At 69.8% G+C, this 21,926-nt stretch carries 17 protein-coding genes and 2 tRNA genes; 15 read left to right on the top strand and 4 right to left on the bottom strand.

All coding sequences use genetic code 11. The features are described 5' to 3' along the window. The 10 genes from dnaA (at position 1) to F3L20_RS00055 (ending at position 13,608) form a co-directional block, all read left to right on the top strand. Positions 1-2,010 (top strand): chromosomal replication initiator protein DnaA, encoded by a 2,010-nt coding sequence (gene dnaA / locus F3L20_RS00005; RefSeq protein ID WP_150150778.1) that lies wholly within the window; start codon positions 1-3, stop codon positions 2,008-2,010. 1,044 nt (positions 2,011-3,054) lie between these two features. Then, a complete protein-coding gene (gene dnaN, locus F3L20_RS00015; protein ID WP_024886272.1) occupies positions 3,055-4,185 on the top strand; it encodes a DNA polymerase III subunit beta in 1,131 nt (376 codons plus the stop codon). A 143-nt stretch (positions 4,186-4,328) separates the two neighbouring features. After that, positions 4,329-5,204 carry a phosphogluconate dehydrogenase (NAD(+)-dependent, decarboxylating) gene (gnd, locus tag F3L20_RS00020; RefSeq protein WP_024886273.1) on the top strand — a complete coding sequence of 292 codons (876 nt, stop codon included), beginning with the start codon at positions 4,329-4,331 and terminating at the stop codon, positions 5,202-5,204. Positions 5,205-5,276: 72 nt separating this feature from the next. Beyond that, complete coding sequence (gene recF, locus F3L20_RS00025; protein ID WP_150150780.1) at positions 5,277-6,398, top strand: DNA replication/repair protein RecF; 1,122 nt, start codon at positions 5,277-5,279, stop codon at positions 6,396-6,398. Further along, positions 6,395-6,937 carry a DUF721 domain-containing protein gene (locus F3L20_RS00030; RefSeq protein ID WP_150150782.1) on the top strand — a complete coding sequence of 181 codons (543 nt, stop codon included), beginning with the start codon at positions 6,395-6,397 and terminating at the stop codon, positions 6,935-6,937. Before recF ends, F3L20_RS00030 begins: the two co-directional genes overlap by 4 nt. 433 nt (positions 6,938-7,370) lie before the next feature. Further along, positions 7,371-9,431 carry a DNA topoisomerase (ATP-hydrolyzing) subunit B gene (gyrB, locus tag F3L20_RS00035; protein WP_206338840.1) on the top strand — a complete coding sequence of 687 codons (2,061 nt, stop codon included), beginning with the start codon at positions 7,371-7,373 and terminating at the stop codon, positions 9,429-9,431. Between the two features lie 42 nt (positions 9,432-9,473). Continuing rightward, positions 9,474-12,071, top strand: coding sequence for a DNA gyrase subunit A (gene gyrA / locus F3L20_RS00040; protein WP_150150786.1), 2,598 nt, complete (start codon positions 9,474-9,476; stop codon positions 12,069-12,071). Between the two features lie 18 nt (positions 12,072-12,089). After that, a complete protein-coding gene (locus F3L20_RS00045; protein WP_150150788.1) occupies positions 12,090-12,836 on the top strand; it encodes a DUF3566 domain-containing protein in 747 nt (248 codons plus the stop codon). A 120-nt stretch (positions 12,837-12,956) separates the two neighbouring features. Continuing rightward, positions 12,957-13,030, top strand: a tRNA-Ile gene (locus tag F3L20_RS00050). A 200-nt stretch (positions 13,031-13,230) separates the two neighbouring features. After that, positions 13,231-13,608, top strand: coding sequence for a VOC family protein (locus F3L20_RS00055; protein WP_150150790.1), 378 nt, complete (start codon positions 13,231-13,233; stop codon positions 13,606-13,608). A gap of 288 nt (positions 13,609-13,896) precedes the next feature. Here F3L20_RS00055 and F3L20_RS00060 read toward each other — a convergent pair whose 3' ends face one another. Beyond that, positions 13,897-14,337 carry a DUF6344 domain-containing protein gene (locus tag F3L20_RS00060; RefSeq protein WP_150150792.1) on the bottom strand — a complete coding sequence of 147 codons (441 nt, stop codon included), beginning with the start codon at positions 14,335-14,337 and terminating at the stop codon, positions 13,897-13,899. A 339-nt stretch (positions 14,338-14,676) separates the two neighbouring features. Between F3L20_RS00060 and F3L20_RS34330 the strand changes: the two genes are divergently transcribed. After that, complete coding sequence (locus tag F3L20_RS34330; protein WP_003999697.1) at positions 14,677-14,805, top strand: DLW-39 family protein; 129 nt, start codon at positions 14,677-14,679, stop codon at positions 14,803-14,805. A gap of 230 nt (positions 14,806-15,035) precedes the next feature. After that, positions 15,036-16,316, top strand: coding sequence for a hypothetical protein (locus F3L20_RS00070; RefSeq protein ID WP_240810801.1), 1,281 nt, complete (start codon positions 15,036-15,038; stop codon positions 16,314-16,316). Between the two features lie 116 nt (positions 16,317-16,432). On the opposite strand, the gene F3L20_RS00075 is transcribed toward F3L20_RS00070, so the two are convergent. Further along, complete coding sequence (locus tag F3L20_RS00075; protein ID WP_150150796.1) at positions 16,433-17,977, bottom strand: serine/threonine-protein kinase; 1,545 nt, start codon at positions 17,975-17,977, stop codon at positions 16,433-16,435. Positions 17,978-18,128: 151 nt separating this feature from the next. Continuing rightward, a complete protein-coding gene (locus F3L20_RS00080; protein WP_150150798.1) occupies positions 18,129-18,677 on the bottom strand; it encodes a helix-turn-helix domain-containing protein in 549 nt (182 codons plus the stop codon). Positions 18,678-18,858: 181 nt separating this feature from the next. Between F3L20_RS00080 and F3L20_RS00085 the strand changes: the two genes are divergently transcribed. Then, positions 18,859-18,931, top strand: a tRNA-Ala gene (locus F3L20_RS00085). Between the two features lie 132 nt (positions 18,932-19,063). On the opposite strand, the gene F3L20_RS00090 is transcribed toward F3L20_RS00085, so the two are convergent. After that, positions 19,064-19,762, bottom strand: a complete 699-nt coding sequence (locus F3L20_RS00090; RefSeq protein WP_150150800.1) for a DUF5324 family protein — start codon at positions 19,760-19,762, stop codon at positions 19,064-19,066. A 353-nt stretch (positions 19,763-20,115) separates the two neighbouring features. Between F3L20_RS00090 and F3L20_RS00095 the strand changes: the two genes are divergently transcribed. Both F3L20_RS00095 and F3L20_RS00100 read left to right on the top strand, forming a co-directional pair. Further along, a complete protein-coding gene (locus F3L20_RS00095) occupies positions 20,116-20,643 on the top strand; it encodes a peptidylprolyl isomerase (RefSeq protein ID WP_145829420.1) in 528 nt (175 codons plus the stop codon). A gap of 101 nt (positions 20,644-20,744) precedes the next feature. Continuing rightward, positions 20,745-21,632 (top strand): rhomboid family intramembrane serine protease, encoded by an 888-nt coding sequence (locus tag F3L20_RS00100; RefSeq protein ID WP_150150802.1) that lies wholly within the window; start codon positions 20,745-20,747, stop codon positions 21,630-21,632. Positions 21,633-21,926 lie beyond the last annotated feature (294 nt).

The raw sequence follows: 21,926 nt of genomic DNA on the forward strand, positions 1-21,926 counted from the left end.
GTGGCTGACGTACCTGCCGATCTTGCCGCAGTGTGGCCACGCGTACTGGAGCAACTGCTCGGCGAGGGCCGTGGTCAAGGTGTGGAGAGCAAGGACGAGCACTGGATCCGGCGCTGCCAGCCGTTGGCCCTGGTCGCCGACACCGCGCTGCTCGCCGTCCCCAACGAGTTCGCCAAGGGTGTGCTGGAGGGACGTCTGGCCCCTGTGGTCAGCGAGAGCCTGAGCCGCGAGTGCGGCCGCCCGATCCGCATCGCGATCACGGTCGACGAGACCGCCGGCGAGCCCCCGGCCACGCCCACGCCCCGCCCGCAGCCGCGGTACGAGGAGCCGGAGCTGCCCGTCCACCCGGACCGTCCGGAGCACCGCGACCACCGTGAGCGCCCCGACCACCGTGAGCGCCCGGACCGGCACGACCGGCAGGAGCGCGAGCCGTACGAGGGCTACGACGGGTACGGACGCCGCCGCGGCGACCAGCAGGGACCCTCCGGTGACCAGATGCCGTCCGCCCGCCCCGCCTATCCGTCGGAGTACCAGCGTCCGGAGCCGGGCTCCTGGCCGCGTCCCTCGCAGGACGACTACGGCTGGCAGCAGCAGCGCCTCGGCTTCCCCGACCGGGACCCCTACGCCTCCCCGCCCCAGGACCCCTACGGATCACCGCAACAGGACTCCTACGGCTCCCCGTCGCAGGACGCGTACGGCTCGCAGGACTCCTACGGCTCGGACTCCTACGGCGGCCCGGCCTCCCAGGACTACCGTCCCCAGCCTGTGGAGCGCCCCTCCTACGACCAGCGCTCCGACTACGAGTCGTCCCGAGGCGACTACGACCAGCGTGACGCCATGCGCCGCGACCTGCCCGAGCCGCCGTCCGGCTCGGGACACGTCCACCGCGGCGGGCCGGTGGGCCCGAACCTGCCCACCACCGGCGCGCCCGGCCCGCTGGCCGCGCAGCCGGCCCCGGCGACGGGCCCCGGTGAGCCGACCGCACGGCTGAACCCGAAGTACCTCTTCGACACCTTCGTGATCGGCGCGTCCAACCGCTTCGCCCACGCGGCCGCCGTGGCCGTGGCCGAGGCGCCGGCGAAGGCGTACAACCCGCTGTTCATCTACGGGGAGTCGGGCCTCGGCAAGACCCACCTGCTGCACGCGATCGGGCACTACGCGCGGAGCCTCTACCCGGGCACGCGCGTGCGGTACGTGAGCTCGGAGGAGTTCACCAACGAGTTCATCAACTCCATCCGCGACGGCAAGGGCGACAGCTTCCGCAAGCGCTACCGCGAGATGGACATCCTGCTCGTCGACGACATCCAGTTCCTGGCGGACAAGGAGTCGACGCAGGAGGAGTTCTTCCACACGTTCAACACGCTCCACAACGCCAACAAGCAGATCGTGCTCTCCAGCGACCGGCCGCCCAAGCAACTGGTCACGCTGGAGGACCGGCTGCGGAACCGTTTCGAGTGGGGCCTGATCACCGACGTCCAGCCGCCCGAGCTGGAGACGCGCATCGCGATCCTGCGCAAGAAGGCGGTGCAGGAGCAGCTCAACGCCCCGCCGGAGGTGCTGGAGTTCATCGCCTCCCGCATCTCCCGCAACATCAGGGAGCTGGAGGGCGCGCTGATCCGGGTGACCGCCTTCGCGTCACTCAACCGGCAGCCGGTGGACCTCGGGCTGACGGAGATCGTCCTGAAGGACCTGATGCCCGGGGGTGACGACTCGGCACCGGAGATCACCTCGACGGCCATCATGGGCGCGACCGCCGACTACTTCGGGCTCACCGTCGAAGACCTGTGCGGCACCTCCCGCGGCCGTGCGCTGGTGACCGCACGGCAGATCGCCATGTACCTGTGCCGTGAGCTGACGGACCTGTCGCTGCCGAAGATCGGCGCGCTGTTCGGCGGGCGGGACCACACCACGGTGATGCACGCCGACCGGAAGATCCGCAATCTGATGGCCGAGCGGCGCTCCATCTACAACCAGGTCACCGAGCTCACGAACCGCATCAAGGCCGGCTGACGGCCCCGACACCTCACGAGGGCGCCCCCGGATCTCTCCGGGGGCGCCCTTCTTCTGTGCCCGCTCGCGAGCTTCCAGGTGCCGACGACGCGGCCCGCTCGCGTGCTTGTGGGTGGCCGACGGCACGGCGGCGGAACCGTCGACGGCACGCGGAGAGGCCCCGGCCGACGCCCACAGGCGTCTCCGACCTCGTTCCGCGGCACTCCCGACAGAGTCCGGCGGCAGTCCTCGGCGGGTTCGGCAGTGTCCCGGCCACGTGCGGTGTTCGATTTCCGCTGGGGGTTACGGCAGTCCTCCACAGATTCGTCGACTTTTTCCCGTCCACACGCTGGGGACCGGGAAGTTGTCCCAACCCCATCCACAGTGCACCCTGGCGACAAGCCATCTGCGCAGGTCACCTGCCTGTGGATCCGTGGACGAAGGATCTCCACAGACTGTGGACGACGGACTGATCCACAGGCTGTGCATCAAGTTGTCCACGGCCAACCCACAGGCTGCGGCCGGTTGTCCCCAGTGATCACCGGCTTCTCCACATGGCTGTCCACTGTTCGGCAACGTGACGCGCCTCCTCACCGGGGCGAGTGAAAGCCGTCACATCATGCTGCCGGAGAGGGCTGTGGGAAAGGGCCGCAAACCTGGGGACGCAGCTGGGGAGAACTCGGCCTCCCCTGTGCACGGGATGTGCAGAACTTTCCGTTCTCCACAGAAGGGCCGGGTTGTCCACGGGCGCCACCCACAGGGTCGGTGGACAAAAAACCGATGCTGACCTGCGAAAACGGGGTTATCCACGGTATCCACAGGCCCTACTACTACTCCCGACCATAGAGAGCCAGGAATTCGTTTCGAAGGGGGTCCTGTGCACAACTCGCTGTCTCGGCCCCGACTGCCACTCGTCACGACTTGACCCCGAGAGGCACCTACTGTCAGTGCGGTGCGTCAGACTGGACCCCGGTGTCCTTCCCCTCACAGGGGCCGACGACACCGAGTCAGACGACGAGAGCCAGGCAGGGCGAGAAGCGCCGGCAACAGCAGGAGGCGGCAACAGTGAAGATCCGGGTGGAACGCGACGTACTCGCGGAGGCAGTGGCCTGGGCGGCTCGCAGCCTCCCGGCCCGTCCGCCGGCGCCTGTCCTCGCCGGCCTGCTGCTCAAGGCCGAGGACGGCCAGCTGAGCCTGTCCAGCTTCGACTACGAGGTCTCCGCGCGGGTGTCGGTGGAGGCCGAGGTCGAGGAGGAGGGCACGGTCCTGGTCTCCGGCCGTCTGCTGGCCGACATCTCCCGCGCCCTGCCCAACCGGCCGGTGGAGATTTCCACAGACGGTGTACGGGCGACGGTGGTCTGCGGCTCCTCGCGGTTCACCCTCCACACACTGCCTGTGGAGGAGTACCCGGCCCTGCCCCAGATGCCGAACGCGACGGGCACCGTCCCCGGCGAGGTCTTCGCCTCCGCCGTGCAGCAGGTCGCCATCGCGGCCGGCCGCGACGACACCCTGCCCGTCCTCACCGGTGTGCGCATCGAGATCGAGGGCGACACGGTGACGCTCGCCTCCACCGACCGCTACCGCTTCGCGGTCCGCGAGTTCCTGTGGAAGCCGGAGAACCCGGAGGCCTCCGCGGTCGCCCTGGTGCCCGCCAAGACGCTGCTGGACACCGCCAAGGCGCTGACCAGCGGGGACCAGGTCATCCTGGCGCTGTCCGGCTCCGGTGCCGGTGAGGGTCTGATCGGTTTCGAGGGCGCCGGCCGCCGTACCACCACGCGCCTGCTCGAGGGCGACCTCCCTAAGTACCGCACGCTGTTCCCGACGGAGTTCAACAGCGTCGCCGTGATCGAGACGGCCCCCTTCGTGGAGGCCGTGAAGCGCGTGGCGCTGGTCGCCGAGCGCAACACCCCGGTGCGGCTGAGCTTCGAGCAGGGCGTGCTCATCCTGGAGGCCGGTTCCAGCGACGACGCACAGGCTGTGGAAAGGGTCGACGCCCAGCTGGAGGGCGACGACATCTCCATCGCCTTCAACCCGACGTTCCTGCTGGACGGCCTGAGTGCCATCGACTCCCCGGTCGCCCAGCTGTCCTTCACCACGTCCACCAAGCCGGCACTGCTCAGCGGCCGCCCGGCGATGGACGCGGAGGCGGACGAGGCCTACAAGTACCTGATCATGCCGGTGCGGCTCAGCGGCTGATCCCGCCTCGCGCGGGAAGCCGCAGGTGAGGACGGGCGTGTGAGCGCGTATGCCCACAGATGTGCGCGAGCGTCCGGGTTTAGGCTCGGACGCCGGCACGCAAGGTGCCGTCACGTCCCGTCGCAACCTAAGGAACACATCTGATGGAGCTCGGTCTCGTCGGTCTCGGCAAGATGGGCGGCAACATGCGCGAGCGGCTGCGCCGCGCGGGCCACACCGTCTTCGGGTACGACCGCAACCCGGACCTCGCCGATGTCCACAGCCTGCAGGAGCTTGTGGGCAAGCTCAGCGGCCCCCGTGTGGTGTGGGTGATGGTCCCGGCCGGCGAGCCGACCCAGTCCACCGTCGACGAACTCGCCGAACTGCTGGAGCCCGGCGACGTCGTGGTGGACGGCGGCAACTCCCGCTGGACGGACGACGAGAAGCACGCCGCGGAGCTGGCCGCCAAGGGCATCGGCTTCGTCGACTGCGGCGTCTCCGGCGGCGTCTGGGGCCTGGAGAACGGCTACGCGCTGATGTACGGCGGCTCCGCGGAGGACGTCGCCAAGGTGCAGCCGATATTCGACGCCCTCAAGCCCGAGGGCGACTTCGGCTCGGTGCACGCCGGCAAGGTGGGCGCGGGGCACTTCGCGAAGATGGTCCACAACGGCATCGAGTACGCCATGATGCAGGCCTACGCCGAGGGCTGGGAGCTGCTGGAGAAGGTCGACTCGGTGACCGACGTGCGGGAGGTCTTCCGCTCCTGGCAGGAGGGCACCGTCATCCGCTCCTGGCTGCTCGACCTGGCGGTCAACGCCCTCGACGAGGACGAGCACCTGGAGGACCTCCGGGGTTATGCACAGGACTCCGGTGAGGGACGCTGGACGGTGGAGGCCGCCATCGACAACGCGGTCCCGCTGCCGGCGATCACGGCCTCGCTGTTCGCGAGGTTCGCCTCCCGCCAGGAGGACTCGCCGCAGATGAAGATGATCGCGGCGCTGCGGAACCAGTTCGGCGGGCACGCGGTCGAGAAGAAGTAGTCCACAGGGACGGCACTTGTCCACAGGACCGCGCGGCGGTCCGCAACGCCGCGGGAGGTCGGCGAAACGACCATGCACGTCACGCACCTGTCGCTGGCCGACTTCCGCTCCTACCCCCGGGTCGAGGTCCCGCTCGACCCGGGGGTGACGGCCTTCGTCGGCCCCAACGGGCAGGGCAAGACGAACCTCGTCGAGGCGGTCGGCTACCTCGCCACCCTCGGCAGTCACCGGGTGTCCTCCGACGCGCCGCTGGTCCGCATGGGGGCCGACCGCGCGATCGTCCGGGCTCAGGTCCGGCAGGGCGAGCGGCAGCAGCTGATCGAGCTGGAGCTCAACCCGGGCCGCGCGAACCGCGCCCGCATCAACCGGTCCGCACAGGTCAGGCCGCGGGACGTGCTGGGGATCGTGCGGACCGTGCTGTTCGCCCCCGAGGACCTGGCGCTGGTCAAGGGCGATCCGGGTGAGCGCCGCCGGTTCCTCGACGAGCTGATCACCGCGCGCTCCCCGCGCATGGCGGGCGTCCGCTCCGACTACGAACGGGTGCTCAAGCAGCGCAACACCTTGCTGAAGTCGGCGGCGCTGGCCCGTCGGCACGGCGGACGCACCCTGGACCTGTCCACGCTGGACGTCTGGGACCAGCACCTCGCGCGCGCGGGCGCCGAACTCCTGGCGCAGCGGCTGGACCTGGTGGCGGCGCTCCAGCCGATGGCCGACAAGGCGTACGAGCAACTGGCGCCCGGCGGTGGCCCGGTCGCCCTGGAGTACAAGCCGTCCGCGCCGGGCGAGGCGCACACGCGCGAGGACCTGTTCGAGCAGCTGATGGCGGCGCTCGCGGAGTCCCGGAAGCAGGAGATCGAGCGGGGGGTCACCCTGGTCGGCCCGCACCGTGACGACCTGCTGCTCAAGCTGGGCCAGCTGCCCGCCAAGGGCTACGCCTCGCACGGCGAGTCGTGGTCGTACGCCCTGGCGCTGCGCCTCGCCTCCTACGACCTGCTGCGCGCCGAGGGCAACGAGCCGGTGCTGGTGCTGGACGACGTGTTCGCCGAGCTGGACACGCGCCGCCGGGAGCGTCTGGCCGAGCTGGTGGCCCCCGGGGAGCAGGTGCTGGTGACGGCCGCCGTCGACGACGACGTACCGCATGTGCTGGCGGGTACACGGTTCGCCGTGGCCGAGGGGACGGTGGAGCGCGCATGAGCGAGGAGAAGCCGCCCGCCGGCGAGTCCGGGAACGCGCCGGAGCCCTCGGGCGTCGATCTGGCGCGCGTGGCGCTGCGCGCGGCCCGTGAGGCGGCACGCGCGCGTGGGGACGCGGCGCGGCAGAAGAAGCAGGCGCGGCGCGGGGGCCTGCGCTCCGGGGCGCGCACCGACCGGCGTGACCCGATGGCGCTGGGCGCGGCGATCAACCGTCTCCTGACCGAGCGCGGCTGGGAGGCCCCGGCGGCGGTGGGCGGCGTGATGGGCCGCTGGCCGGAGATCGTCGGCGAGGACGTGGCCAAGCACTGCGAGCCGGAGCGCTACGAAGAGGACGAGCGGGTGCTGGTGGTGCGCTGCGACTCCACGGCGTGGGCGACCAATCTGCGGCTGCTGGCGCCGACGCTCGTGGCCCGTCTGAACGACGATCTGGGGCACGGCACCGTGCGGCTGATCAAGGTTGTCGGACCCGCGGGTCCGGCCCGTCGTTTCGGGCCGCTGCGGGCCCCGGGCAGCACCGGTCCCGGCGACACGTACGGGTGATCCGGCGGCTTTTCGCGCCTCGCCGGACACAAGTGAGAGACATCACACCAAGGCTTCTCAGCACCGCGTTCGCGGGCCGGATGCCCGCTGCGTCGCGCCCCCGCACGCGGGTGCGAACCGCCACCTGACTCCTAAGTAGCCAAGGGTTGACGGGTGAAAGCGCTGAGTGCCGTCGTGGGGCTCTTGGAGCCCCCATCCGCATATCGGGAGTCGGGTGAGGCCGGTTCAGGGCGCCACATGCGGACTCAGGTGCCCGCAAACCCCCATCGATGTCAGCGCTACCGGTAGACTGGAAGACAATCCCGCCCCGTCCTTGGGGACCGTCCGGGAAGAGCTGAGCAACGCTGATCAAGGCTTACCAACGCAACATGCCGCAGCCGCTCCGGCAACCTGCCGACGAGCCCGGCTCGTGCTGTGCCAGAAAGGGCGCTTCGTGGCCGATTCCGGCAACCCCAACGAGAACATCCCGTCCACCGACACCGGCGTCCCCGACGCGGCGAGCCCCTCGACCGACGAGGGAGCCACGTCGTACGACGCGAGCGCCATCACCGTCCTCGAGGGCCTGGACGCGGTCCGTAAGCGACCCGGTATGTACATCGGGTCGACCGGCGAGCGGGGACTGCACCACCTGGTGCAGGAGGTCGTCGACAACTCGGTCGACGAGGCGCTGGCCGGCTACGCGGACACGATCGACGTGACGATCCTGGCCGACGGCGGCGTCCGCGTCGTCGACAACGGCCGTGGTATCCCGGTGGGCATCGTCCCCTCCGAGGGCAAGCCCGCCGTCGAGGTCGTCCTGACCGTGCTGCACGCGGGCGGCAAGTTCGGCGGCGGCGGTTACGCGGTCTCCGGCGGTCTGCACGGCGTGGGCGTGTCCGTGGTCAACGCGCTGTCGACGCGCGTCGCCGTCGAGGTCAGGACCGACGGCCACCGCTGGACGCAGGACTACAAGCTGGGTGTCCCCACCGCGCCCCTGGTCAAGCACGAGGCCACCGAGGAGACCGGCACGTCGGTCACCTTCTGGGCCGACGGTGACATCTTCGAGACCACCGACTACTCCTTCGAGACGCTGTCCCGGCGCTTCCAGGAGATGGCGTTCCTCAACAAGGGTCTGAAGATCAACCTCACCGACGAGCGCGATTCGGCGAAGGCCACCGCCGGTGCGGACGAGGCGGGCGAGGACGAGAAGGACGAGGTCAAGGCCGTCTCGTACCACTACGAGGGCGGCATCGTCGACTTCGTGAAGTACCTCAACTCCCGCAAGGGAGAGGTGGTCCATCCCACCGTCATCGACCTCGAGGCCGAGGACAAGGACCGTCACCTGTCCCTCGAGGTCGCCATGCAGTGGAACGGCGGCTACACCGAGGGCGTGTACTCCTTCGCGAACATCATCCACACCCACGAGGGCGGTACGCACGAAGAGGGCTTCCGTGCCGCGCTCACCTCGCTGATCAACAAGTACGCGCGCGACAAGAAGCTGCTGCGCGACAAGGACGACAACCTCACGGGTGACGACATCCGCGAGGGTCTGACCGCGATCATCTCGGTCAAGCTGAGCGAGCCGCAGTTCGAGGGCCAGACCAAGACCAAGCTGGGCAACACCGAGGTGAAGACCTTCGTGCAGAAGGTCGTCTACGAGCACCTCGCCGACTGGCTGGACCGCAACCCCAACGAGGCCGCGGACATCGTCCGCAAGGGCATCGCGGCTGCCACCGCGCGCGTGGCGGCCCGCAAGGCGCGCGATCTGACCCGCCGCAAGGGCCTGCTGGAGACGGCGTCCCTGCCGGGCAAGCTGTCCGACTGCCAGTCGAACGACCCGACCAAGTGCGAGATCTTCATCGTCGAGGGTGACTCCGCCGGCGGTTCGGCCAAGTCCGGCCGTAACCCCGAGTACCAGGCGATCCTCCCGATCCGCGGCAAGATCCTGAACGTCGAGAAGGCGCGCATCGACCGGATCCTGCAGAACCAGGAGATCCAGGCGATGATCTCCGCGTTCGGTACCGGTGTGCACGAGGACTTCGACATCGAGAAGCTCCGCTATCACAAGATCATCCTTATGGCGGACGCCGACGTCGACGGCCAGCACATCAACACCCTGCTGCTGACGTTCCTGTTCCGCTTCATGCGGCCGCTGGTCGAGGCCGGGCACGTGTTCCTGTCCCGTCCCCCGCTCTACAAGATCAAGTGGGGCAAGGACGACTTCGAGTACGCGTACTCCGACCGCGAGCGTGACGCGCTGATCGAGATGGGCCGCAACGCCGGCAAGCGCATCCGTGAGGACTCCGTCCAGCGCTTCAAGGGTCTCGGCGAGATGAACGCCGAGGAGCTGCGCATCACCACGATGGACCAGGAGCACCGCGTGCTCGGCCAGGTCACCCTGGACGACGCCGCCCAGGCCGACGACCTGTTCTCGGTCCTGATGGGCGAGGACGTCGAGGCACGCCGCGCGTTCATCCAGCGCAACGCCAAGGACGTCCGCTTCCTCGACATCTGAGTCGGTCTCAGCTGACCGCACCAGGAAGGACCTTCACCAGCAATGACCGACGAGAACACTCCCGTCACGCCTCTTGAGGACGTGGACGCCGCCGCCATGCGTGTCGAGCCCGTCGGGCTTGAGACGGAGATGCAGCGGTCGTACCTCGACTACGCGATGTCCGTCATCGTGTCGCGTGCGCTGCCGGACGTGCGTGACGGCCTCAAGCCCGTCCACCGCCGTGTGCTGTACGCGATGTACGACGGCGGCTATCGCCCCGAGCGCGGCTTCTACAAGTGTGCCCGCGTCGTCGGCGACGTCATGGGCAACTACCACCCGCACGGCGACTCCTCGATCTACGACGCGCTGGTCCGCCTGGCGCAGCCGTGGTCGATGCGGATGCCGCTGGTGGACTCCAACGGCAACTTCGGCTCCCCGGGCAACGACCCCGCGGCGGCGATGCGCTACACCGAGTGCAAGATGGCGCCGCTGTCGATGGAGATGGTCCGGGACATCGACGAGGAGACCGTCGACTTCACGGACAACTACGACGGCCGCTCCCAGGAGCCGACCGTCCTGCCGGCGCGCTTCCCGAACCTGCTGATCAACGGTTCGGCAGGTATCGCCGTCGGCATGGCGACCAACATCCCGCCGCACAACCTGCGCGAGGTGGCGGCCGGCGCCCAGTGGTACCTGGAGAACCCCGAGGCCTCGCACGAGGAACTGCTGGACGCGCTGATCGAGCGCATCAAGGGCCCCGACTTCCCGACCGGCGCCCTGGTGGTGGGCCGCAAGGGCATCGAGGAGGCGTACCGCACCGGGCGCGGCTCGATCACCATGCGCGCGGTGGTCGAGGTGGAGGAGATCCAGAACCGCCAGTGCCTGGTGGTCACGGAGCTGCCGTACCAGACCAACCCCGACAACCTCGCGCAGAAGATCGCCGACCTGGTGAAGGACGGCAAGGTCGGCGGCATCGCCGACGTGCGCGACGAGACGTCCTCGCGCACCGGCCAGCGCCTGGTCATCGTGCTGAAGCGGGACGCGGTCGCCAAGGTCGTCCTGAACAACCTGTACAAGCACACGGACCTGCAGACCAACTTCGGCGCCAACATGCTGGCCCTGGTGGACGGCGTGCCGCGCACGCTGTCCCTGGACGCCTTCATCCGGCACTGGGTCACGCACCAGATCGAGGTCATCGTCCGCCGTACGCGCTTCCGGCTGCGCAAGGCGGAGGAGCGGGCGCACATCCTGCGCGGTCTGCTGAAGGCCCTGGACGCCATCGACGAGGTCATCGCGCTGATCCGGCGCAGCGACACCGTCGAGATCGCGCGCGGCGGCCTGAGGGACCTCCTGGAGATCGACGACATCCAGGCCAACGCCATCCTCGAGATGCAGCTGCGCCGCCTGGCCGCCCTGGAGCGCCAGAAGATCGTCCAGGAGCACGACGAGCTCCAGGCGAAGATCAGCGAGTACAACGAGATCCTCGCCTCCCCGGTGCGCCAGCGGGGCATCGTCAGCCAGGAGCTGGCGGCGATCGTCGAGAAGTTCGGCGACGACCGCAAGACGAAGCTGATCCCCTACGAGGGCGACATGTCCATCGAGGACCTGATCGCCGAGGAGGACATCGTCGTCACGGTCACGCGTGGCGGTTACATCAAGCGCACCAAGACCGACGACTACCGGGCGCAGAGGCGTGGCGGCAAGGGGGTGCGAGGCGCGAAGCTCAAGGAAGACGACATCGTCAACCACTTCTTCGTGTCCACGACGCACCACTGGCTGCTTTTCTTCACCAACAAGGGCCGCGTCTACCGGGTGAAGGCGTACGAGCTGCCCGACGCCGGCCGCGACGCGCGCGGACAGCACGTGGCGAACCTGCTGGCCTTCCAGCCGGACGAGACCATCGCCCAGATCCGTGCGATCCGCGACTACGAGGCGACTCCGTACCTGGTCCTGGCGACCAAGGCGGGCCTGGTGAAGAAGACGCCGCTGAAGGACTACGACTCTCCGCGGTCCGGCGGTGTCATCGCCATCAACCTGCGCGAGCAGGAGGACGGGACCGACGACGAACTGATCGGTGCCGAGCTCGTCTCGGCCGATGACGATCTGCTGCTGATCAGCAAGAAGGCGCAGTCGATCAGGTTCACGGCGACGGACGACACGCTGCGCCCCATGGGACGCGCGACCTCGGGCGTCAAGGGCATGAGTTTCCGCGAAGGGGACGAGCTGCTCTCGATGAATGTTGTTCGACCCGGTACGTTCGTGTTCACTGCCACAGACGGCGGGTACGCGAAGCGGACCGCAGTCGACGAGTACCGGGTTCAGGGTCGCGGCGGCCTCGGCATCAAGGCCGCCAAGATCGTCGAGGACCGCGGGACCCTCGTCGGCGCGCTGGTGGTCGAGGAGACCGACGAAATTCTCGCCATCACGCTGTCAGGTGGTGTGATTCGCACGCGAGTCAACGAGATCAGGGAAACCGGCCGTGACACCATGGGCGTCCAACTGATCAACCTGAGCAAGCGCGATGCCGTGGTCGGCATCGCCCGTAACGCCGAAGCAGGACGCGAGGCGGAGGAAGTCGACGGCGACGTGGCCGTGGACGAGACCGCCGACGGGGACGCGACCACCGGCACGGACGAGGGCGAGGCGCCCTCCTCCGAGTAGGACGAGGAGTGAGTCAGCGTGAGCGGAGCCACGGGCGCCGGACCGGCCGGTACCAGTAGGGGGACGGACGGCGGCGGCCGTGGCTCCGCCGCGCGGGCGGCAGATCCGCACACGACCAATCTCAAAGCGATCAAGGCGCCGGTCTCCGACGCCTCCTCGTCCACCAGGCAGGGATCCCAGGGGGGAACCGTGACGGACACCCGAGGCCCGCAGCAGGCCGCACCCGGGCAGGGTGCCGCCGCTCAGACGGCCTCACCGCTGCCGGGGGAACGGCAGCCGCAGCAGCAGGCGGGCCCGTACCACCCGCCGCAGGCCTACCCGGCCCAGGCCGGCGCCGCGGTCGGCGGCACCGGCGCGGTGCGCCGGCCCCGCACGGGGGCCAGCACCACCCCGCGCGTGCGCAAGGCGCGCCTGCGCGTGGCGAAGGCCGACCCGTGGTCGGTCATGAAGGTCAGCTTCCTGCTGTCGATCGCCCTCGGCATCTGCACGATCGTCGCGGCCGCTGTGCTGTGGATGGTCATGGACGCCATGGGCGTGTTCTCGACGGTCGGCGGCACGATCTCGGAGGCGACCGGCTCCGAGGGGTCGAACGGCTTCGACCTCCAGTCGTTCCTGTCGCTGCCCAACGTTCTGATGTTCACCACGGTCATCGCGGTCATCGACGTCATTCTGGCGACGGCGCTGGCGACCCTGGGAGCGTTCATCTACAACCTCTCCGCCGGGTTCGTGGGCGGTGTCGAGCTGACGCTGGCCGAGGACGAGTGACCTGCTCAGCGGGCGCGCGCCGCCCGCTGTGACGGCCTTGCGACAACCGATTTTGGGACTGCCCCGGTCGTGCGCTAATCTTCAGGAGTCAGCGCGCGGGACACACACCGCAAGCGCGGCGGGGCTATAGCTCAGTTGGTTAGAGCGCATCCCTGATAAGGATGAGGCCACAGGTTCAAATCCTGTTAGCCCCACAGTGAGAAGACCTCCAGTCGGTGCGACTGGGGGTCTTTTGCTGTTCCCGGGGTTGTGGGCCGGACGGGTCGAGGTGGTGTGAACGCCTCGCGCCGGCCTGTTGCCGCCCGGTACGGTCGCGGGCGCGGGTCGGGCGGCGGGGCGCGAGCCTCCCGTGCGGCCGGGCCGGAAGATCCCGAGGTGGAAGTGGGTCCCGTTCATGGCGAGCCGTATCGGTGAACTCGTACTCGAATGCCGCGACCCGGAGCTGCTGGCGCGGTTCTGGTGCGAGGTGCTGGACTTCGTGGAGCTGGAACGCGACGGGGACGACATCGAGATCGGTCCCCGGGAAGGGTTCGGGGGCGCGCAGCCGACGATCGTCCTCAGCCGCAACGACGACCCGCAGCCGGGCAAGCCCCGGCTGCACATCGACCTCAACGCCACCGACCGCGACCAGGACGCGGAGCTCGAACGGCTGCTGAAGCTGGGGGCGCGGCCCGCCGACATCGGTCAGACCGGCGAGGAATCGTGGCACGTCCTCGCCGACCCGGAGGGCAACGTGTTCTGCCTGCTGAGGCGCCGCCTGAGCCCGCTCTGAGGGCTTGGAGACGCCGTCGGGGGCCCTACGCGCTCCTCGGAGCACTGTCAGGTCCGTCAGCCGCTCACATCGCCGTGTGCGGGCGTGTGGGAGCGGTCGCGCCGGCGGGCTCGTGACCCGGCGGGCTCGTGTCTCGGATACGCCCCGGACCCCGGTCGGATGCCGACCGGGGTCTTCGGGGGTGTTCGGCTCGTGTCGTGCCGTTGTGCTGTACGCAAGTTCGCCAGGACTCCGGGAAGCAGCGACGGCACGAGGAGGGTCGAGTCGGAAACAGCGGGCCGAGGAGCCTCAGCGCTGGAGCGGGATACGGCCGGTGGCGGGCGCGGGCAGGGTGGACGCTGTGTCCTCGGAACAGTGCGCGGGGACCAGCTCGGAATCCGGTCGGGAGGTCGAGTCCTGCGCCGCGCTCCGGTCCCGTTCCGCGGTGTTCTCCGACTCCGCGGCGCCGTCCTCGTGGGGCCGGTGCCGACAGCTGGGGGACTTGCCGTGCGCCTCGGCGTGGATGCGCTGCTTCATCGTGGGGGGCAGTGCCCTGACCAGTGGCCAGGACCACAGGGACGTCGCCGGCGCGGGAGCCTCCGTCTTGGTCGCGCTGTCGCTGTTGCGGGTCTCCCCGGTCTGCGGTACGGCCGCCGCGGCGGCCGTGGTGATGAGACCGAGCGCCGTGCACAGCGCGAGGAAGGCGGTGACGACGGTGTTCCACAGCTTCATGACCTTGTTCCTGGCCATGGCCCCTCACTTTCGGGTTGGGCGATTTGCGTACTTTCCTCATGATGTGTATGAGGACCTCGAAGTGGTGGACCGACGCCCGCGCCGCGTGGATGTTCAGATGAACACCACTCGGATGGGTGCATGACGGCGGAAAAGCCCTGAAGAGATGAGGAAAGGCAGCAAAAGACACCGTGCGTGCGGGTGTGATCACCCTCCGATCACACCGTCCGCGCCGCGTCGATCCAGTTGCCCGCGAGGGCAGTTGGAGGCGGCGACGCAGGTCACCGATCGGTATCGGCCGGTGTGTATAGTCGGGCGCCAGAGGTCCCCTACGTCAAGGAAAGACGAGGTCGCGCGGTGAAGAAGCTTCTCCTGGTCGCACTGGCCGCCATCGGCGGGCTCCTCGTGTACCGCCAGATCCAGGCGGATCGCGCCGAGCAGGATCTGTGGACGGAGGCGACTGACTCCGTGCCCACGGGTTCGTGAGTATCGACATACGACGCTGAACAGACCCCGGCCGCTGGTGCGGTCGGGGTTTTGTGTGGCCGGGACCCTGTGGCCGTGCCGCGCCCGCGGTGCAGGATGGGCGGCACGATGCGAAGCCCGGCGACGGACGGCGACGAGGGGGGCGTGTGAGGGGACGGCAGGGCACGGCGCGGAGCACGGCTCGGCCGTCGGGACGGGGCCGGCACCCCGCCGTCGGGCGTCTGTGCCTGGTGGCAGCGCTCGGCCTGGGGCCGGTACTGCCGGCTCAGCAGGCCCTCGCCGTCGTAGAGGACAGTACCCCCGCCGTCGTGGAGGACGGCGTCCTTGCCTACGCCTTCGCCGCGGACGCGCAGCGCGTCGAAGGGGCCCCGAGCACCGCGGACGCCGAGGAACTGGAACCCGGCCGGACCTACCGCAGCACTCTCCCGGCGGCCGGCACGGTGTACTACCGCCTGGAACTGGACGACACGGCCACCGCCTACGCCTCCGCCACCGCCGTACCGCCGCCCGGACGCACCGTCTCCGTCGCCGACGGCGTCAAGGTGACGGTGGAGGACGCCGACGGCCGCTCCTGCGACGTGGACACGGCGAACTTCGGCGCACCGGGCAGCCCCCGCCCCGTCGCGGCGTGGGCCATGCGGGAGATCTCCCCCAGGAGAAGCCTGTGCGCGGAGGCCGGGACGTACTACGTCACCGTGGAACGCGCCGCCCCGGACGCGCGGGACGCCTCCCCCGACCCCTGGGAGATGGAGCTGATCACGGTGTCGGAGCCCGCGCTGGAGACGGCCGACCCCACACGTGCGCCCGACGCGTGGAACTCGGCCACCCCCGCTCCCGTCCAGGGGCGGGCCCAACGACGCCCCGGCGGCGCGGGCTTCGCACAGGCGACCCCGCTCGGCGAAGGGGTGTGGCGGGACGACATACGGCCGGGCCAGTCGCTCTTCTACCAGGTGCCCGTCGACTGGGGCCGGCAGCTCCACGCCACCGCCGAACTCGGCAGCTCCGGCACGGACGCCTCCGGCTACGTCGCCTCCGCGCTCGACCTGGACCTCTACAACCCGGTACGCGGTCACGTCGAGGACCTGGGCATCGGCTACGACGGCGGTCAGAAGGCGAAGGCACTCAAGCCCCTGCCACCCGTCGCGTACGAGAACCGGCACGCCTCCGGCCGGCAGGTCACGGCGATGCGGTTCGCCGGCGCGTACTACCTCGTCGCGCACCTCTCGGCAGAGGTCGCGGAGAAGTTCGGCGACGGGCCCGTGCCGTTGACGCTGCGCGTGCGGCAGAGCGGGGAGGTGCGTGACGGGCCCGGTTACGCGGGCCGTGTCGTGCCGTCGGACGTCTTCACGGTCGCGGGGAGCGGCGGGGGGACGGCTGACGCGGGGGAGGGCGGCGCGGACGGCGACACGCTGTACCGGGTGCTCGCTGCGGGCGGCATCGGCACCGGGAGCGCCCTGGTGGTGGGGCTCGGGGTGTGGACGGTGGTGGCCCGGCGGCGGGCCGCCGTGTAGACGCGGTCTCCCGGGTGGGCCACAGGATCCTGCGTGCGACTGGGACGGTTCCGGCTCAAGGCCCCGCGGCCCCGTGCTCCCGCGGGCGGGGGTTCCTGGTCCCGTGGTCCCAAGGTTCACATGCGGGTGAGGGCCCAGAGCCCCACGGCGTAACAGGCCAGGGCCAGCAGCAGGACGGGCACGGTCACCCGCACCGGAGGGCCGGGCCGGCGGCTGCCGTGCCGGCGGTGCGACCGGGGCCCTGCCGTGTGCGGCGCCGGAACCCTGTCCGGAGGCGGAACCCGCGAGGACTCGGCGGTGTATTCAGTAGTGGAGGCCTCAGGACGCACGGGCGGGTGTGGCAGGGGGGAGCTCGGCGGACGGGCGGGTTCGTAGGGGGAGAGGTCGAGCACCGGCTGCCGGTGGCCGCTGTACGGGGGATGAGGCGCGTACTGCGGGGGTTGGGAAGGGCGCTCAGGGGAGCGAGGAGCGGGCAGGGAGGGCTCCGGCGGGGTGAAGACGGAGGGGGCAGCGGGCGAGTCGGCCCGGGGCGGCGGCAGGGGGAAGCTGCCGGTGTCCGACGTGCCGCCGGGCCGCGGGACGGCGTCCGGTGGCGTCATGGGGGAGCCGGTGATGCCCTGGCGGGGATCGGCGGGAGCTGGTTCGGGCGGGCCGCCGATCACGGAGCCGGTCGTCTCCTCGGCTCCGGGCGGAGGTGCTCCGTGCGCCCCGAGGCTCCCGCCCGCGGCCTCACCCTCTCCCGTCGAATCGCCCATCCCCCGACGCAGCCCGGACGCCTTCTTCAGCGGGCCTTCAGGGGCGAAACCGGTGGGCAGCGGGCCCAGTTGGTCGAAGATCTCGATCAGCTCGTCATCGGGACCCGGCTCCGGCAGTAGCTCCGCGGCCGAGGCGAGCGCCTTGCGTGCCCCGGTGGCCGTGCGGAAGCGGGCCTCCGGATCGGGCTGGAGCAAGGTGGCCACGACCTGCCACAGCGGCTCGGGGATGCCCTGGGGCGCGCCGGGCGTCCCGTGGTCGGCGAAGTACTGGATGAGGGCCTTGGCGTCCGGTTTCGCGCCCTCGAGCAGATACAGCGCGACCAGGCCCACGGCGAACAGGTCGGCGGGGAAGTCCGGTTCGGCGCCCATCATCTGCTCCGGGGCCAGATACCCCGGTGTGCCGACCACCAGGTTGGTCTCGGTCAGCCGGGGCTCGCCCAGCCGCATCGCGATGCCGAAGTCCGACAGCCGCAGTCCGGGCCTGCCCGTGCCGGTGGCCTCGAGAAGCACGTTGGCGGGCTTGATGTCGCGGTGCACCACGCCCTCCGCGTGCACCGCCGCGAGTCCCGCGAGCAACTGGTCGAGCAGGGTGCAGACGAACGCGGGCGGCAGCGGTCCGTAGTCACCGACCAGGTGGACCAGGGACCCGCCGGCGACCAGATCCATGGTGAACAGGACCTTGTCGTCGTCGGCGGCCCAGCTGGTGGGGGCGAGGACATGGGGATGGTCGATACGTAACGCCTGCTCGCGCACGAAGCGCAGCAGCGAATGGGCGTCGCTCTGCAGCAGTACCTTCGCCGCCACATAGCGGCGGCGGCGATGGTCCCAGGCGCGCCAGACGGCTCCGACGCCCCCGCGTCCGATCGGGTCGACCAGCTCGTACCGGCCGGCGAAGACCTCACCCATGGCTGTGCGTCGCTCCTCCCCCTGAGGTGTCCCCGTGTCTCTCCCCCACGACGAGCGATACGACTCCCCCTGAGCCCCCGCTTCTGAGCCGCTTCTCCTCCACCGCACCTGTCACCGGCGGCCGAGCCCCCTTCGGCCGCCGGGAGATGCGTCAGTTCTGGTGCGACTGGTAGTGCGTGACCGCGTCGGACGTACGGCCGGCTCCGTAGACCCGGAGGAACTCCGCCAGCTCGGGGTGGGTGGGCGCCAGGGTGTCGGCGGCCTCGATGATGTCGCCGGCGGCCGCCACCGAACGCAACAGGGACTGGATCTCGCGGACCACGCGCTTCACCGTGGGCGCACCCGAACTGGTGGTGCTCGTCGTGGTGTTGGTGAGCACGGATCCCCCCTGCGACTTCTTGATCTCCTCCATGCGCTCGGTCGCCTCGGCGGCGCTCACGCTGCCGTCCGCCACCTGCCCCGCCAGGTCCTGCAGCAGCTGCACGCGCTGGACCACGGCCGGGTTGCCGATCTTCGCCCGCTGGCCGCTCATCAGCTGCGACAGCATCGGTGCGGACAGTCCCAGGACCCCCGCCAGCCTGGCCTGGTTGAGGCCCAGGTCGTCTATGAGCCTACGGAAGAGCGCCCCCAGCGGCTCCCCGTACCAATTCCGCTGCAGTTCCCGCGCTCTGGCGGTGGCTTCCTGCTGTGCGGCGTCCATTGCGTCTCCCCATCGCTTCCCCATGAACCGTGGTTCGCTAGAGCGAACCACGCCGAGCATCTTACGGAGAGTGGTTGGTCACGGGGACCCCCAATCTTTTTGCCGAACCCCCGGGGGGACCCGGTACTCTGGTGTCGGGCGCCTGCCGGGACATGTTTCTCCTGGTGGACGCTTTCGTTCCGGGGCCTTAGCTCAGTTGGTAGAGCGCTGTCTTTGCATGGCAGATGTCAGGGGTTCGACTCCCCTAGGCTCCACAGAGAAGACCCCTCCACCTGCGGAAACGCGGGTGCGAGGGGTCTTGTTTCACGTGAAACGGTGCGGTGGGTCAGAGGCTCAAGTCCTCTGACCCACCGCACCGTTCGCGTCGTGCGAGGTGCCGACGGCCGTCAGGTCTCGTCGCGCTTGGCGGCCTCTTCCTCGGCCTCCTTTGCCTCGACCTCCGGATCGAGGGCGCCCACGTCGCTGCCGTCGACCGACGTCAGGGTGGTCGAGCCGGACACGTCCGTCGCGGCCGGTGGTTCCACCAGCCAGTCCGGGTTGGCCTGCTTGTCCCACCACTTCCAGGCGGCGAACGCTCCGCCGGCGACGGCGCCCAGGATCAGGACCATCTTCGCGGCGCGGCCGGCCTTCGCCCGCCGCTGCTGCTTGCGCACGAGCTTCTGGATCTGCTGGGCCGAGACCTGGCCCCGCAGGGCGGCGAGAGCGGCCGCGCTGCGGGCCGCGGCCTCCTCGCGCGCCGGTCCGGCGGCGGCCACCGCCTGTTCGATCACCGGCCGCGAATACTCCGCGGCCTGGCGAGCGGCCAGGCGCGTACGGACGGCGGCCTGCTGGGCGGCCTTGTCGACCTTCGGCGGCATATGGGTCCGGGCCTGCTCCAGGTACGGCTGTACATGCGTGCCGTACTGGACGCGGGCCTGTCCTGCGGCCTGCGTCACCTTGGGCGCGAGCCGTACGCGGGCCTCCTGTGCGTAGTGCGCGGCCCTGACCTTGGCCGTGTCGGCGTAGGGCGCCACCACTTCCGCGGCGTGCAGCACGCTGTCCTTCGCCGAACCGGTCGCGGCGCGCACGCTGTCGATGCGGGTCACGAGTTCCTCCTCCTCGGTGGCGTACGGTATTTCGACTTTCCACCCTTTTACGGATCATGCCTGTCGGGTCGCCACGCGGCATGCGTGGACGGGCGAACGGGTGCCGCCCTCGGTGACCGACGGCGATATCAAGAGCGGCGATATCGAGGGCAAGGGGACGAATGCGGTGCAACGGGTGTTTGTCGCCGACGATGCCACGGATCGGTGCGATGCGCCCCCGTCTCGGGAGGACTCGTGACGGTTTTCGTGAGCGACGCGACCCGGAGGCCCCCTCTGTGCGCCCAGGCCGGGCGACTCGGCGCCCGGTCCGTGCGAGGATCAGGGAGTCACGGAAAGACAACGGAAGGCACATCGTGGCTACGCAGCTCTACGCCACCCTGAAGACCAATCACGGCGACATCAAGGTTCAGCTCTTCCCGGACCAGGCGCCGAAGACGGTCAAGAACTTCGTCGAGCTCGCCAAGGGCGAGCGGGAGTGGACCCACCCCCAGACCGGTCAGAAGTCCACCGACAAGCTCTACGACGGCACGGTCTTCCACCGGGTGATCAGTGGCTTCATGATCCAGGGCGGTGACCCGCTGGGCAACGGCACCGGCGGCCCCGGCTACAAGTTCGAGGACGAGTTCCACCCGGACCTGCGCTTCGACAAGCCCTACCTGCTGGCGATGGCCAACGCCGGCCCGGGCACCAACGGCTCGCAGTTCTTCATCACCGTCGCCCCGACGGCCTGGCTGAACCGCAAGCACACGATCTTCGGTGAGGTCACCGACGGGGCGAGCCAGAAGGTCATCGACGCCATCGCGTCGGCGCAGACCAACCCGCGCACCGACCGCCCGGTGAACGACGTGGTCATCGAGTCGGTCGAGATCAGCGAGGGCTGAACCCTCGTCCCCTGGGCGCGAAAGCCTCGAAGGGAACCAATCGCCCCGCTCATCCGTAAGGATGGGCGGGGCGGGGTTTTTCCAACGACCTAGGGGATCTCATGGACGACCAGGCCGCCGACAGCGCTCAGGACGCCGGGCGTGCCCCTGGCTGCTACCGCCATCCGGACCGGGAGACCGGTGTCCGCTGCACCCGGTGCGAGCGGCCGATCTGTCCGGAGTGCATGGTCGACGCGTCCGTGGGATTCCAGTGCCCGGAGTGTGTCCGCAGTGGCGGGGGCACCGGTCACGCGCCGTCCGCCTCCGCGCCCCGCACGCTGGCCGGCGGGAGCGTCGCGGCGGACCCCCGGCTGGTGACGAAGATCCTCATCGGGATCAACCTGGCGGTCTTCCTGGCCGTGCGGATCCAGTCGTCGCTGCTGAACGATCTCGTTCTGGTCGGCACCTGGCCTCCGGCGCCGTTCCTGCCGACCCAGGGCGTGGCGGAGGGCGAGTGGTACCGCCTGCTGACCTCGATGTTCACGCACGAGGAGTTCTGGCACATCGGCTTCAACATGCTCGGTCTGTGGTGGCTGGGCGGCCCGCTGGAGCAGCAGCTGGGTCGGGTGCGCTATCTCGCGCTCTATCTGATCTCCGGTCTGGCCGGCGGCGCCCTGACCTATCTGCTGGCTGCGGGCACCTCCGCCTCACTGGGGGCGTCCGGTGCCGTCTTCGGACTGTTCGGCGCCACCGCCGTGCTGATGCGTCGGCTCCGCCAGGACATGCGGCCGATCATCGCCCTGCTGGTGATCAACCTCGTCTTCACCTTCGGCTGGAGCGGCATCGCCTGGGAGGCTCACATCGGCGGGCTCGTCGCGGGCGCCGTCATCGGCTACGCCATGGTGCACGCCCCGCGTGAGCGGCGGGCGCTGGTGCAGTACGGAACCTGTGCGGTGGTGCTGGCGGCGGTCGTGCTGATCACCCTGGTGAGGACCGCGCAGCTCACCTGAGCCCGAGTTTGTCCACAGACGGTGTCGGATCTTGTGCATACGGTGCGACGACCTCACCGTGCGTGGTTACTGACCGCTGTTTCCGCAGGTCACCCTGTATACGAACAGGTTTTCGGTTGGTGGTGTTTCTGTCACACCGGCGTCAACCTCGGAGGGGGTTATCCACAGATCGGGTTCCCTGTCCACATGTGGACAAGGGCTGTGGATAACTCAGGGGATAACCCTGCCCAGAGCTGATGGAACCCCTCGGGGCAGGGCTGCGCTCAGTGACCGGTGGGCGCGGTCCGCCCCCGG

The sequence above is a fragment of the Streptomyces tendae genome, assembly GCF_008632955.1.
Classification (GTDB): domain Bacteria; phylum Actinomycetota; class Actinomycetes; order Streptomycetales; family Streptomycetaceae; genus Streptomyces.